The organism is Streptosporangium sp. 'caverna' (assembly GCF_003203775.1).
Lineage (GTDB): Bacteria > Actinomycetota > Actinomycetes > Streptosporangiales > Streptosporangiaceae > Streptosporangium > Streptosporangium subroseum.
This window is the reverse complement of the sequence record NZ_CP029711.1, coordinates 6,527,696-6,541,024: the sequence shown is the minus strand read 5'-3', so window position 1 is coordinate 6,541,024 and position 13,329 is coordinate 6,527,696. Positions and strand designations below refer to the sequence as shown.

11 protein-coding genes are annotated in these 13,329 nt (G+C 70.9%); 6 read left to right on the top strand and 5 right to left on the bottom strand.

The window, feature by feature from the left end; all coding sequences use genetic code 11:
• The first annotated feature begins 243 nt into the window (after positions 1 to 243).
• Positions 244 to 1,113 carry a LysR family transcriptional regulator gene (locus tag DKM19_RS28660; RefSeq protein WP_110699798.1) on the top strand — a complete coding sequence of 290 codons (870 nt, stop codon included), beginning with the start codon at positions 244 to 246 and terminating at the stop codon, positions 1,111 to 1,113.
• Positions 1,114 to 1,197: 84 nt separating this feature from the next.
• Positions 1,198 to 2,031 carry a dihydropteroate synthase gene (gene folP / locus DKM19_RS28655; protein ID WP_110699796.1) on the top strand — a complete coding sequence of 278 codons (834 nt, stop codon included), beginning with the start codon at positions 1,198 to 1,200 and terminating at the stop codon, positions 2,029 to 2,031.
• A 136-nt stretch (positions 2,032 to 2,167) separates the two neighbouring features.
• Here the strand turns inward: folP and DKM19_RS28645 are convergent, their stop codons facing one another.
• A complete protein-coding gene (locus tag DKM19_RS28645; RefSeq protein ID WP_239513637.1) occupies positions 2,168 to 3,706 on the bottom strand; it encodes a cell wall metabolism sensor histidine kinase WalK in 1,539 nt (512 codons plus the stop codon).
• Entirely contained in the window at positions 3,696 to 4,370 is a 675-nt protein-coding gene (locus tag DKM19_RS28640) for a response regulator transcription factor (RefSeq protein ID WP_110699794.1), read from the bottom strand. Before DKM19_RS28640 ends, DKM19_RS28645 begins: the two co-directional genes overlap by 11 nt.
• Before the next feature lie 157 nt (positions 4,371 to 4,527).
• Here DKM19_RS28640 and DKM19_RS28635 point away from each other — a divergent pair, with 157 nt between their 5' ends.
• The 4 genes from DKM19_RS28635 to DKM19_RS28615 all read left to right on the top strand — a co-directional run bounded on the left by DKM19_RS28635 (position 4,528) and on the right by DKM19_RS28615 (position 10,327).
• Positions 4,528 to 5,715 (top strand): outer membrane lipoprotein carrier protein LolA, encoded by a 1,188-nt coding sequence (locus DKM19_RS28635; RefSeq protein WP_110699792.1) that lies wholly within the window; start codon positions 4,528 to 4,530, stop codon positions 5,713 to 5,715.
• 5 nt (positions 5,716 to 5,720) lie between these two features.
• Entirely contained in the window at positions 5,721 to 6,731 is a 1,011-nt protein-coding gene (locus tag DKM19_RS28630; RefSeq protein ID WP_110699790.1) for an ABC transporter ATP-binding protein, read from the top strand.
• Complete coding sequence (locus tag DKM19_RS28620; RefSeq protein ID WP_239513636.1) at positions 6,718 to 7,749, top strand: ABC transporter permease; 1,032 nt, start codon at positions 6,718 to 6,720, stop codon at positions 7,747 to 7,749. Before DKM19_RS28630 ends, DKM19_RS28620 begins: the two co-directional genes overlap by 14 nt.
• A 271-nt stretch (positions 7,750 to 8,020) precedes the next feature.
• Entirely contained in the window at positions 8,021 to 10,327 is a 2,307-nt protein-coding gene (locus DKM19_RS28615) for a LuxR C-terminal-related transcriptional regulator (protein WP_239513635.1), read from the top strand.
• Positions 10,328 to 10,375: 48 nt separating this feature from the next.
• On the opposite strand, the gene DKM19_RS28610 is transcribed toward DKM19_RS28615, so the two are convergent.
• The 3 genes from DKM19_RS28610 to DKM19_RS28600 form a co-directional block, all read right to left on the bottom strand.
• The gene (locus DKM19_RS28610) at positions 10,376 to 10,954 is read right to left on the bottom strand and encodes an ATP-binding protein (RefSeq protein ID WP_162641848.1); all 579 of its coding nucleotides are present in this window, start codon (positions 10,952 to 10,954) and stop codon (positions 10,376 to 10,378) included.
• Positions 10,951 to 11,145 carry a DUF5999 family protein gene (locus tag DKM19_RS28605; RefSeq protein WP_089208290.1) on the bottom strand — a complete coding sequence of 65 codons (195 nt, stop codon included), beginning with the start codon at positions 11,143 to 11,145 and terminating at the stop codon, positions 10,951 to 10,953. The genes DKM19_RS28610 and DKM19_RS28605 overlap by 4 nt, the downstream gene beginning before the upstream one ends.
• Before the next feature lie 267 nt (positions 11,146 to 11,412).
• Positions 11,413 to 13,329, bottom strand: coding sequence for an FUSC family protein (locus DKM19_RS28600; protein WP_110699787.1), 1,917 nt, complete (start codon positions 13,327 to 13,329; stop codon positions 11,413 to 11,415).

The window sequence follows — 13,329 nt, the reverse complement described above, 5'->3', positions numbered from 1 at the left end:
GGCGGCCCGAGGGTGGAAGCGGTGGTGGGGGATATCGTCCACCGCCTGCCGTGCTGTCTCCCCGTTGCCCCAGACGTCCGATATGGCCGCGAGGGCTTGGACGTTTGTCGAATTTAGGGCGTAAGGATACTGATTTCTCATACGTCACTAATGTCGCTGCATTCGGTTACATTCCGAAATCATCCGAGGTGATCTCCGCGATGTGCGGGACCCAGCCAGGTGCTGTGTCCTAGCTTCAAAGTCATGAATCTGCAGCAGCTCCGCTATGTGGTCGCGACGGCGGAGCATCGCACCATGACCGACGCGGCCAGGTCGCTGTACATCGCACAACCTGCACTTTCACGTGCGATTAGGGACTTGGAACGAGAGCTCGGGATGACGTTGTTCGCCCGTTCCGGACGTGGCGTGGTTGTCACGGCACAGGGACGCCGGGTCGTCAAGCTGGCCCGGGAGGCACTCGACGCCGTTCGCGAGATCGAGGCACTGTCCACGCATGGCCATTCGTCCGAGGCGGAACTCCGCATCGCCTCGACCCCCAGCCTTGAGCCGGGGCTGGCCGGACGTCTCCTTCCCGCCTACACCGCCGAACATCCCGGTGTTCGTGTCCACATCGTCCGCTGTGACGGACGGGACGGCGTGATCAGCGCCATCAGGGACCAGAGGGCCGATCTCGGCCTGACGGACCTGCCCGTCCCCACCGACCTGATCAGTCACCCGCTCGAGCGTCAGGAGATCGTCCTGATCTCCCCGCCCGGCGTGAACCTGCCCGACCCGGTGCCGATGAGCAGGCTCAACGGCATGCGGCTGATACTGCCGGCTCCCGGCAGTTCACGGCGCAGGGAGTTCGACGCGCTGTTCGCCAAGCACGGCGTCACCCCGGTGGTGGCGGCGCAGCTGGACGAGCGCGGCAACTGGCTGAACACGGTCCGCTCAGGTACGGCCTCGCTGCTCTGGTACCGGGGGATGGCCGAACAGGCCACCCGGGCAGGGCTGGTGGTTCGCACCCTCGATCCCTCGGTCCGCCGGGTGATCGCCATTGTCCACGCGCGACGGCGGCTGCCCGCCATCGCCCAAGAGTTCCTGACCGTGGCCGAAAGTGGGTCGGCCGCCTAGGAACGTGCTGGTTTTCTGTTTCCCCAGAGGCGGCGCAGGTGGGAGCGCCGGCCTCTCCGACACCGGGTTATAGGCTCGGTCTCGATGACTATCCTGCGCCTGCGTGGCCGTGAGTTCCGGCCCGGCGAGTTCGCGATCATGGCTGTGGTAAACCGCACCCCCGACTCCTTCTTCGACAGAGGCAGGACGTACGGCTTCGCGGCGGCACTCGACGCGGTGAACGGGGCCGTCGACGACGGCGCGGACATCGTGGACATCGGCGGTGTCAAGGCGGGCCCCGGTGACGAGGTGAGCCCCGCGGAGGAGATCCGCCGGGTGGCCGATCTGGTCGCGGCGGTCAGAGAGCGCCACCCTCAACTGATCATCAGTGTCGACACCTGGCGTGCCGAGGTCGGCGAGGTCGTCGCCGAGGCGGGCGCCGACCTGCTCAACGACACCTGGGGCGGAGTCGACCCCGATCTGGCGAGGGTCGCCGCCAAGCACGGCATCGGCCTGGTCTGCGCGCACGCCGGACGCGTCGCCCCCCGCACCCGCCCGCACCGCATCGCCTACGCCGACGTGGTCGCCGATGTCATCGGCCACACCGCGGATCTGGCCGATCGCGCCGTCGCGGCGGGAGTTCCGCGGGAGTCGATCCTGATCGACCCGGCGCACGACTTCGGCAAGAACACCTGGCACTCCCTGGAGGTGAGCCGCCGCCTGCACGAGATGGTCGCCACCGGCTGGCCGGTGCTCGTCGCGGTCTCCAACAAGGACTTCGTCGGCGAGACCCTCGGAGGCCTCCCGGTCGACGAGCGCCACGCCGGCACGCTGGCGACCCTCGCGGTCTCCGCCTGGCAGGGCGCCCGGGTCTTCCGGGTGCACGACGCCGCCTCCGCCCGCACCGCGCTGGCCACCGTCGCCAAGCTGCGGGGGTAGCCTGCCTCGATGCCGGGCCGCGACGCCGTCACGAAGGGTCGTCTCCCGCTGCCTGCCGGATATGTCAGCGAAAGTCATGGACTAGAAGCTAGGCCAGGAAAAGTACGGCGGCCGTAACCTGATGGGCAAGCCTCGGTCAAGATAGCGGAAGCCGTACGACGGCCCGGAGGCCCGGGGAGGCGTCCTCCAGATGGACCGCGCCGCCGTGGGCGTGGACCGTCTCGCGGACGATCGCCAGCCCCAGCCCCGCCCCGCCCTCGTCGCGGCTGCGCGCGCTGTCCAGCCGGGTGAACCGGTCGAAGACCCGCTCCCGGTCGGGCTCGGGGATGCCGGGACCGTCGTCGGTGACGGTCAGTATCGCGTCGGCCCCCTCGGTCCGCAGCTCGACCACCACGGGGGCGGTGGTGTGCCGCAGCGCGTTGTCGACCAGGTTGACCAGCACCCGCCCCAGGTCCAGCGCGTCCCCCGTCACCACGATCGCCCCGGCCGCCCGTCCAGAGTCCTCCGCCGGCTCGATCGCCTCGTGGGCTCGGCCCGCCTCTCCCGGAAGCTCGATCACCTCGTGGGTCCGCTCCACCTCTGCCGGCGACTCGATCGTCCCGGGCGTCCGGCCCGCGTCCTCCGGCCGGCCGGCCGGGGCGCCCGCGATCTTCACGGTGACGGCCTCGCCGTACCGCTCGGCGGTCTGCGGGACCAGCTGGTCCAGCTCCACCGGCTCCCTGCGCGCCGGCGCGCCGTCGCGCTCGTCCAGGCGGGCCAGCGCGAGCAGGTCCTCGGCCAGCCGGTACAGGCGCATAGTGTCCTCCAGCACGCCCTCGGCCGTCTCCCGCCAGTCCTGCCCCTCCGGATAGCCGAGCGCCACCTCCAGCTGGAGCCGGATGCTGGCCAGCGGGCTGCGCAGCTCATGCGCGGCGTCGGAGACCAGAGCCCGTTGCCGGGTGTCGGCCTTCTCCAGCCGGGCCAGCATGGCGTTGAGCGTGGTGGCCAGGCTGTGGACCTCGTCGTGGGCCTCGGGCACCGGCAGGCGGCGGGAGCGGGCGGTGCCGGTGATCTCGTCCGCGCCCCGGCGCAGCGCGGCGATGGGCCGCAGGGTCCCGCCGATGATCACCCAGCTGGCCGCGGCGAGCAGTATCAGCAGCAGCGGCGTGCCGACGATCAGCACGTGCCCGGCCGTGCTGATGCTGGTCTGCACCTCGCTGAAGGGACGCGCGGCGATCACCGCCTGCCCCCGGTCGGCGCTGAGCACCCGGACCCGTAGCACGTGGGGGATCCCGTAGGGGGCGCCGTCCAGGAATCGGGCCTCGCCCCTTCCGATCGCGGTTCGCCGCTCCTCGGCGTCCAGCAGCGGGACCAGCCTGTCGGTGCCGGTGGTGGCGTGGGTGATCCGCCCGGTCGCGTCGAGCACCTGCAGAAGGGTGCCGTCGGGCGAGGTCATCCCGTCCGGCAGCCGCCCGGCGTCGGCGAGCGAGACCGTCTCCCGTGCCCGCTGGTAGATCGATTCGTCGATGGTGTCGATCAGCGATCTTCCGAGCACGCCGAGCATCACGTAGGCCGAGACGACCAGCGCCACCGCGAGCACGGCCGAGGCCACCGCGGTCAGCCGGAAGCGCAGGCTTTTACGCCGCCACCAGCCGACCGTGCGACGCGCCCCGTGGGCGGCCGGATCAGCCGCCATCGCCGACCAGCCGGTATCCCGACCCCCGGACGGTCTGCAGCGCGTTCTTGGAGAACGGCACGTCGATCTTGCGACGCAGGTAGCCCACGTAGACCTCGACCACGTTGGGATCGGTGTCGAAGGTGTCCCAGACGTGCTCCAGGATCTCGGTTTTGGAGACCACCTCGTCGTGGCGGCGGATCAGATACTCTAGGAGCGCGAACTCCCTGGGCGTCAGCTCCACGGGTGTCTCACCCCTGGCGACCCGGCGCCGCGCGGGGTCCAGCGACAGGTCCCCGGCCCGCAGTACGGAGGGGCGCTGCTTGGCCCCTCGCCGTAGCAGCGCCCTCAGCCTGGCGACCAGCACGACGTAGGAGAACGGCTTGGTCAGGTAGTCGTCGGCGCCCAGGTCGAGCCCGTCGGCCATGTCGTACTCGCCGTCCTTGGCCGACAGCATCAGGATCGGCACCCAGTTCTCCTCGGCCCGCAACTGCTTGCAGACGTTGTAGCCGGAGAGCCTGGGCAGCATGATGTCCAGCACCACCACGTCGTACTCACCCTGCCGGGCCAGGTGCAGGCCGTCCTCGCCGTCGTGCGCGAGATCGACCGCGAACCCCTCGGCCTGCAGCCCGCGCTGGAGCGCCGCGGCCATCCGCCGCTCGTCCTCTACGACGAGAACCCGCATAGCTGCCCCTTTCACCGTGGACGCCCATCTTCGACCAGCCGACCTGAGAGGCGGCTGAGAACCCTGTGAGCCCTCTCAGTCTGTCTCAGCTTCGGCACAGGACCCGTCGCGCAAGCTGACGAGTGACAGGGTTTACGCCATAGCGTGGAGGAATGAGATGCCGGATCAAGCCAGCCAGGGCAGACAGAGCAGACAGGGCCACGCGGTGAAGTGGGCCGTGCCGATCGCCGCGGTCGTGCTGGTCGCCGGGGCCATCGCCTCCGGACCGGTCATCGCGGCGGTTCAGGGGGATCCCGTGCTGCCCGAGCGCACCGCCGAGCAGCTGCTCGCGGACGCCGCCCAGGCCACCCGGTCCGGGCTGAAGCCCATGTCGGGCACCGTGATGCAGACCGCCTCCTTCGGACTTCCCGGACTGCCCGCCGTGTTGGGCATGGGGGGCTCCTCGCCCGTGGCGCTGCTGGCCGGCTCCCACGAGCTCAAGCTCTGGTACGGCGGGACGAACCAGGTCCGGCTAGCCCTGCCGGGGCGGATGAGCGAGACCGACCTGATCGTCAACGGCGACCAGGCCTGGCTGTGGGAGAGCGAGGCGAACAAGGCCACCCGGATCAAGGTCGACGCCCAGGCGGCCCAGGCCAGGGCGGGGGAGGCCCAGAAGGCACTACCCACGGCGACCACCCCGCAGCAGCTCGCCCAGGAGCTGCTGAAGGAGACCGGCAGCGACACCGTGGTCAGCGTCACCAACACCGAGAAGGTCGCCGACCGCGCGGCCTACCAGCTCGTCCTCGCGCCCAAGGACGGTTCGTCCCTGGTCAAGGAGGTCAGGCTGGCACTCGACGGGGAGACCTTCGTCCCGCTGCGGGTCCAGGTCTACGCCAAGAGCGCGGCCGAGCCGGCCTTCGAGGTCGGTTTCACCTCGGTCACGTTCACCCCGCCCTCCGCCGACAACTTCGCCTTCACCCCGCCCCCGGGCGCGAAGGTCGTCGAGGAGAATCCACTGGACGCCCTCGCCGCCGCCGAGCGGGCGAAGGCCGAGCAGAAGGGGGCCGAAGGGCTCAGGGAGAAGGTCAGGACCGTCGGCGACGGCTGGACCACGGTCGCGGTTCTCCCCTTCTCCGCGCAGGACCTCAAGGGTCAGGCGCCGAAGGAGCAGGGCGGCCCCGGCGGGCAGGACGCGAACGCCATCGTCGACGCCCTCCTGAAGTCGGCCAAGCCGATCAGCGGGACGTGGGGCAGCGGCAAGGTCATCCAGACCAAGCTGGTCTCCGCGCTGCTGACCGACGACGGCCGCCTGCTGGTCGGCGCGGTCACCCCCGAGAAGCTGGCCGAGGCGGCCGGGCAGAAATGAGCGGGATGCCGGGAAACACCGGGGGAGCCGTGCTGACCGCCGACGAGCCGTCGGCGGCCGGCACGGCCTCGGCCGGGGACTGCTCGATCGTCACCCGAGGGCTGACCAAGCGGTTCCAGGGTGGGCAGGTGGCCGTGAACAGCCTCGATCTGGCCGTGCCCAGGGGGTCGGTCTTCGGCTTTCTCGGCCCGAACGGCTCGGGGAAGACCACGACCATCCGCATGCTGCTCGGCCTGGTCGCGCCGACCTCGGGCAGCTGGGAGCTGCTCGGCACGCCGATGCCGGCCGGGGTGTCCGGCGTGCTGCCGAGGGTGGGGGCGCTGGTCGAGGGGCCGGCGTTCTACCCGTACCTGTCGGGTGAGGCGAACCTGCGCCGCTACGACGCCGCCGACCCGTCGGCGGATCCCCGTACGGTGGGGACGAGGATCGGGCTCGCCCTGGAACGGGTGGGCCTGGCCGCCGCCGCACGCAAACGCTACCGGGCCTACTCGCTGGGCATGCGCCAGCGGCTGGCCATAGCGGCCACGCTGCTCGGCCCGAGGGAGCTGCTGATCCTCGACGAGCCGACCAACGGCCTGGACCCGCAGGGCACCCGTGAGGTGCGGGGACTGGTCAGGGAGATCGCCGCCGAGGGGACGACGGTGTTCGTCTCCTCCCACCTGCTGGCCGAGGTGGAGCACATGTGCTCCCACGTCGCCGTCATGCGGACGGGAAGGCTGGTCGCGCAGGGCCCGATCGCCGAGTTCCGCGAGCTCCGAGCCGGTGAGGCGGTCAGGATCCGGGTGGAGAGCCCGGACACCGCCGAGGCGGCGGCCGTACTGGCGGCTCTCGGACTGGACGAGATCCGCCTCGGCGACGCCGAGGTCAGCGCCGAGCTGGGAGCCGAGGCTCCGGAGCGGGTCTGCGCCGCGCTGGTGGCGGACGGCGTCGCCGTGCGCGGCCTGGCCGTCCAGCGACCGAGCCTCGAAGACGTGTTCGTGGGCCTGACAGGGGAGGGTTTTGATGTCGACGGTTAGCGAGGAGCCGATCACGCGAAGAGGCGCGGGCAGGGGCGCGGGCGAGGACGTGAACGGAGACGTGGGCGGGGCCGCGGGTGGAGACACGGGCGTGGGGGCGGCCGGGGTCATGGAGGCCGGGGTCGTGGGGACGGCCGAGGGCGTGGGGACGGCCGGGGGTGTGGGGCAGGTCTCCTCCGCGCGGGTGATGGGCGCCCCCCGGGCGTGGCTGCGGCTGCTCGGCTCCGAGGTGGGTCTGACCTTCCGGCGGCCGAGGAACATCGTCATGCTGGCCGTGCTCGCCCTCGTCCCGGTGCTGATCGGCGTCGCGCTGCGGACGTTCGGCGGGCCGGACGGGGGCGGGGGCGGTGTGGCGATCTTCGAGCAGGTGACGGGGAACGGGCTGTTCCTCACCTTCGCCGCGCTCTCGGTCCTGGTGCAGCTGCTGCTTCCGGTCTCCGTCGCGGTGGTCGCCGGAGACTCGGTCGCCGGGGAGGCGGGCATCGGAACGCTGCGCTACCTGCTCGTGGCACCGGCGGGCCGGACCCGCCTGCTGGCCGTCAAATACGCCAACGTGGTCCTCTTCTGCCTGGCGGCCGTCACCGTGGTCGCGCTGTCCTCGCTGCTCGTCGGGCTGACGCTGTTCCCGGTCGGCCCGATAACCCTGCTGTCGGGAGGGACGATCTCCCTGCTCGAAGGCGTGCTCAGGATCGGGCTCGTCGTGCTGTACGTCACGGCCGGCATGGCGGCCCTGGCGGCCGTCTCGATGGCGCTCTCGACGCTGACCGAGGTGGCGATCGGGGCCGTCGCCGGCACCGTGGTGCTGGTCATCGTGGCTCAGGTCCTCGGTACCTTCCCCCAGCTCTCCGCGCTCCACCCGTACCTGCTGACGAGCTGGTGGAACGGCTTCGACGGGGTGCTGCGGGACCCGGTCGCCACGGGGGAGATGGGGCAGGGGCTGCTGGCCTTCGCCGCCTACGTCGTGATCTTCGGCTCGGTCGCCTGGGCCCGCTTCACCAGCAGGGACATCACCTGCTGACCATCGGCCCCCGGGCCTGCCTCACCGGCAGGGACGTCATCCGCTCCCGGACCTGCCTCACCGGCAGGGACGTCACTTGCCGGCCACCTGATCTTGTATACAGTATGGCGTTAAAAACGGCCCGGGCATAACCTGGAATCCGTCGGCCCGATTTCACCGAATGGTGGTCCGATTCGCCGCAGGGCGGACCGTTGATCGACGCCGGCACGGGGTGCTGATGAGTGATGTGACGATTTTGAACCGGCCGCCGACACAGAGGCTGCCGTCCGAGGTGACCAGTTTCGTGGGGCGCCGGCACGAGGTGGCCGACGTCAAACGCTTCCTGTCCGGGGCCCACGTGGTGACGCTCACCGGCGCGGGCGGGGTCGGCAAGACCCGGCTGGCCCTGCGGGTCGCGGCCGATGTGCGGCGGGCCTTCCGGGACGGCGTGTGGCTGGTCGAGCTCGCCGCGCTGGACACGCCGGAGCTGCTCGTCCAGACCGTGGCGGGAGCCCTGGACATCCGGGACCGCTCCTCCCGGCCACGCCTCGAGGTGCTCATCGAGCACCTGCGGAACAAGCAGGCGCTGGTCATCCTGGACAACTGCGAGCACCTGCTGCACGAGTGCGCCGTGCTCGCGGAGACGTTGATACGCGTGGCCCCCGACCTGCGGATCCTCGCCACCAGCCGGCAGCCGCTGGGGATCGCCGGCGAGCAGACGCTGGCCGTGCCGCCGCTGGCGCTGCCGGACTCCGATGTTCCCCGGCCGTCCGTCGAGGCGCTCGCGCAGTGCGACGCGGTGCGGCTGTTCGCCGAGCGGGCCGGGGCCGTCCTGCCCGATTTTGCCGTCACCGACGACAACCGGGAGGCCGTGGAGGGGATCTGCCGCCGGTTGGACGGCATCCCCCTCGGGATCGAGCTGGCGGCCGTGCGGCTGCGGGCGCTCTCCGTCCAGCAACTGCTCGACCGGCTGGATGACCGGTTCCGGCTGCTCACCGCGGGTTCGCGGGCGGTGCTGCCCCGCCACCAGACGCTGCGCGCCCTGATCGACTGGAGTTACACCCTCTGCACCGACCAGGAGCGACTGCTCTGGGAGCGTGTCTCGGTGTTCGCGGGGGGTCTGGGCCTGGAGGCGGCCGAGACGGTTTGCTCAGGGGACGGCATCGCCCGCGAGGAGATCATCGACCTGGTGATCGGGCTGGTGGACAAGTCGGTCCTGATCCGGGAGGAGTATCCGTCGGGGGTGCGTTACCGGCTGCTGGAGACGATCCGGCAGTACGGCCGCGACCGGCTGCGGGAGTCCGGGGAGGAGGAGGGGCTGAGGCGCCGGCACCGTGACTGGTGCCAGGATCTGGTGACCCGCGCCGAACGGGAGTGGTTCGGACCGAGCCAGGTGATGTGGTTCACGCGCCTGCGCGGTGAGCACAGCAACCTCCGCACGGCCCTGGACTTCTGCCTCACGGCACCGGGCGAGGTCGAGCGCGGGCTGGCCATCGCCACGGCCATGCGGTTCTACTGGATCGCGGCCGGTTTCCTGCACGAGGGGCGGTGCTGGCTCAACCCGCTTCTCGCCGCCGACGCGGAGCGGAGCGTTTTCCGCGGCCGGGCACTGTGCGTCAACGCCCGGCTCGCGGTCCTCCAGAGCGACTTCGCCGCGGCGGAGTCGATGCTGGAGGAGAGCCGGGCGCTGGCCAAGGAGTTCGGCGACGCGGCGACCCGCGCTCAGATCGCGTATGTCTCCGGTCTCGCCGCGCTGGTCCGGCAGGACCTGACGAGGGCCGCGACGCTTCTCGAGGAAGCGCTCGACCGTCACCGGGCGGTGGACGATCAGGTGGGCGAGGTGAACTCGCTGATGTACCTCGCCACCGCGCACTCGTGCCTCGGCCACTCCCGCCGGGCCGTCACGTTGTTCGAGACCTGTCTGGCGATGTGTGAGACCCGCAGTGAACACTGGTTCAGGTCCTACGTGCTGTCCGTCTTCGCGATCGAGATGTGGCAGCAGGGCAACACGGCGAGGGCGATCGAGATGGAGGGCGAGAGCATCCGGCTCAAGCAGCCCTTCAACGATCGGCTGGGCCTCGCCCTGTGCGTCGAGGTGATGGCCTGGATCGCGGCGGGCAGGGGCGACCACGAATGCGCCGCCCAGCTGCTCGGCGCGCTACGGGGGATCTGGCGATCCGTCGGCGGGCCCCTGTTCGGCTACCTCGCCGGATACCACTCGCAGTGCGAGGCGGTGACCCGCGGGCATCTCGGTGCGAAGAGATTCGACGCCGCCCTGCGCAAGGGGGCGGGGCTCACCTTCGACGGGGCGCTCGCGTGCGCCCTGCAGGAGAAGGCGCCCGTGGGCGAACGGCCCGAGGAGGCCGAGCGGCCGTCGCCGCTGACGCCCAGGGAGACGGAGATCGCCCAGCTTGTCGCCCAGGGGCTGAGCAACAAGGAGATCGCGTCCTCGCTGGTGATCGCCCAGCGCACCGCCGAGGGGCACATCGAGCACATCCTGAGCAAGCTCGGTTTCCATTCACGCGCCCAGATCGCCGTCTGGGTGGGCGAACGGAACCGCGCCGCCGACGACGAGGGGCCTCCCGAGGGCACTCCCTGACCTGATCATCGAAAGACGGAGGCCCGTTCGGGGAGGGGCGGGGAGAGCTCAGATTTCGGGGTGGGCGTGTACGGGCAGCTCGAACCAGACGACTTTGCCGGTGGCGGTCCTGATGCTGCCCCAGCAGCAGGACAACAGGTCGATCAGGTGCAGTCCGCGCCCTCTGTCCTCGTCCTCGCCGGCCTGGTACACGGAGGGCAGCGCGGAATCCGAGTCCTCGACCTCGCAGCGCAGCAGGCCGTCCTGGAGGGAGAGGGTGAGCCGGATCGTCCCGTGCGCGTGGCACAACGCGTTGGTGACCAACTCGCTGACCAGCAGCTCGGTGATCCCGCTCTGGCTGTCGACTCCCCACTCGGACAGCTGGGAGCGGGCCAGATGCCGCGCCTTGCCCACGGAGCAGGGCCGGGGGGAGAACCGCCAGGAGATTTCCCGGGAGGAGCCGAACATGAGTTCACCGATACGGCTGACGATCGCTCTGAGCCAGGCGTGCGCCTGACCGTGCCCGTCTACGGGAGCGCTCCGGGAGAGGGGACGTCCCCCGAAGACGGGCGCGATCGGCGGGGGTGGGCCGGTTCGCAGGCGCATCGTTCCCGCTCGCAGGTCGGCGGGGACGGAGGCGCGGTTCATGCGGCCTGCCCGTAGGGGTCATGGTGAGCGGGGATGCTGCGCCCGTCGGGCATGAGCTCGCCGGTGTCGTCAAAGATCACTACACCGTTGCACAGCAGACCCCATCCCTGCTCCGGGTGAAAGGCCACGAGGAACGCGGCCTCGTGGTCGGGAGCGTCGGCGGGGGGGCATTGCGGTTGGTGTTGACACATCACTCGTACCTGTGATCCTTAACGATGACTGCAGTGGAAGTTCTCACCACTGATCAGAATGGTCCCCGAGGGGCGGCGACGGAACGGGATAAACCCCCCCATTCATACCTATTGCGTAATGCGTAGGTAGCCCCTCGGTAGGTACGCCATGACCATCGGTCGCCGGTTTTCCCTTGTGGGTAAGCCTTTCGCAACCTTGCACCCTCGTAACGGCCGGTGAAAGAGCGTGGATCGGGGTGCCGTCTCTTTAGGTAAAGAAACCGGGACTCAGCCGGAATGGTTCTCCGACACGGTGTCGCGCAGGCGGTAGAGGGCGGAGTTCACCCGTTCGAGGGCCTCCTCCTCGGGGAGTTCGGGCTTATCCGGCGTCCGTCCCGCGCGGATGTCGGCGGCGATGTCCTCCAGGGCCGTCACCACGGCGTGGACGGCCTCCTCCGAAGGCGGCGGCATGCCGTGGTCGGTGCGGGCGGCGGTGGCGGCGGACGCGTCGGTCAGCTGTTCCAGCGAGACCAGCGCGGGCAGCCAGGTGGTGATGCGCCCGCTGATCGCGGGGGGCTCGGTCACCGCCCGCTGGAAGACCGTCCGCAGGTCGGCCAGGGCGTCGTAGGCCTTGCGGAGGTGCGTCGCCCTCGTGCCGTCCCGCGGGTCGAACGCGTGCCGGAGGTAGCCCGCGACGGCCGACAGCACCTCGGCGAACTGCGGCCCGACCGGCGCCTCCCAGCTCGCCGACCACGGCAGGTATCCCAGCAGGAGAACGATCAGGCACCCGATCAGGGTGTCCAGCAACCGGATCTCCGCCAGCCTCGGCCCGCCGTGGGTCAGCAGGTCGACCAGGAGCAGGACCAGCGGCGCCTGGAAGGTCGACATCAGGCCCCAGTTGCGTTGCATGCCGTACGGCAGGAGCGCCGCGAACACCGCGATCGGGATCAGGATCGCCGGGCCGTACGGCACCACGAGCAGCACCGCGGTGCCGATCAGCGCGCCCGCGAAGGTCCCGAGCGCGCGCTGTACGGCGCGGGCGAACACCGACCCGAAGTCGGGCTTGAGCACCAGCGCGACGGTCAGCGACGTCCAGTAGGACCGTTCGAACAGGTCGAGCTCGCTGATCGCGGCGGCGGCCCCCATGCAGAGCGCGAGCCGGACCGTGTAGACGCGGGTGAGGTGGCCGTACCACATCTTCTCCCACATCGCGCGGAGCCGGTGGCCGTGCCCGACCGGCTCGTACGGCAGCTGGTCGGACGCGACCTCGCTGCCGGACACCAGCTCGACGGCCTCCCGCACGGCCGAGCACAGGGCGCGGAGGGCGGGCGAGTCGCACTCACACGGCTGCGGCCTGGACGGCTCACGCCCTCCGGCGAGTGCCTCCGTGAGATCCTCGACGGTCTCCGCCGCCCCTCCGGGCGGCTCGCGTCCCTCGTGGTCCAGCGAGATCAGCGCGTTGCGGATCAGCGACGCCTGGTTCAGCAGGGCGACCAGGCGGCGGCGTTCGGGATCCGTCCCCGCCGCCCTGGAGCGGGCGCCGAGCACGGTCTCGTAGCCGTTCTTGAGGGTGATGTCGAACGCGACGAGCGTGTCGGGGTCGCGGCTGGAGAACAGCAGGGAGAGCGTCCGGTAGACCGCGATCACCGCGGCCTCCTCCGCCGCCCGCGGACGGGTCAACCAGCCGGCCACCGCCAGTGCGACGGCCCACCCCGCGCCGAGCACGAACATCAGCGCGTTCTGGCCGGGTGATCCCGGCACCTCGATGCCGGCGCCGATCACGGCCATCACGAGCAGCTGGAGCCCCGCCATCGAACCCGTGGCCCCGACCGTGCTGATCAGCGCGGAAACCACCGAGACGACCACCAGGACCGGCACCGTCCACCAGCCGTGGCCGTGGACCAGTGCCCCCGCGAGATATCCCAGCCCTCCGGCGAGGCCCGCCGCGCCCATCAGGATCGTCCTGGCCCGGTACGACCCGCCGCGGTCGCCCACTGAGGCGGTCATGGCGCCCATGGCCGGCAGCAGACCCGCCACGACCTGCCCGGCGGCGACCCCCAGGATGAGGGGACTGGTCACGGCGACGGCCGTGCGCAGCATCGGCCCCCACCGCAGCGGCGCCGGCGCCGGCCGTACGGTCTCCACGAGCCAGCCCGGAGCGGCGCCGGCCAGCTGGTCGGCGGCTCGCCGGAAGAGCCGGGGCAT

Coding starts and splice junctions, on each gene's coding strand:
- DKM19_RS28660 (WP_110699798.1), top strand. CDS start 244: ATGAATCTGCAGCAGCTCCGCTATGTGGTCGCGACGGCGGAGCATCGC.
- folP (WP_110699796.1), top strand. CDS start 1,198: ATGACTATCCTGCGCCTGCGTGGCCGTGAGTTCCGGCCCGGCGAGTTC.
- DKM19_RS28645 (WP_239513637.1), bottom strand. CDS start 3,706: ATGGCGGCTGATCCGGCCGCCCACGGGGCGCGTCGCACGGTCGGCTGG.
- DKM19_RS28640 (WP_110699794.1), bottom strand. CDS start 4,370: ATGCGGGTTCTCGTCGTAGAGGACGAGCGGCGGATGGCCGCGGCGCTC.
- DKM19_RS28635 (WP_110699792.1), top strand. CDS start 4,528: ATGCCGGATCAAGCCAGCCAGGGCAGACAGAGCAGACAGGGCCACGCG.
- DKM19_RS28630 (WP_110699790.1), top strand. CDS start 5,721: ATGCCGGGAAACACCGGGGGAGCCGTGCTGACCGCCGACGAGCCGTCG.
- DKM19_RS28620 (WP_239513636.1), top strand. CDS start 6,718: ATGTCGACGGTTAGCGAGGAGCCGATCACGCGAAGAGGCGCGGGCAGG.
- DKM19_RS28610 (WP_162641848.1), bottom strand. CDS start 10,954: ATGAACCGCGCCTCCGTCCCCGCCGACCTGCGAGCGGGAACGATGCGC.
- DKM19_RS28605 (WP_089208290.1), bottom strand. CDS start 11,145: ATGTGTCAACACCAACCGCAATGCCCCCCCGCCGACGCTCCCGACCAC.
- DKM19_RS28600 (WP_110699787.1), bottom strand. CDS start 13,329: ATGCCCCGGCTCTTCCGGCGAGCCGCCGACCAGCTGGCCGGCGCCGCT.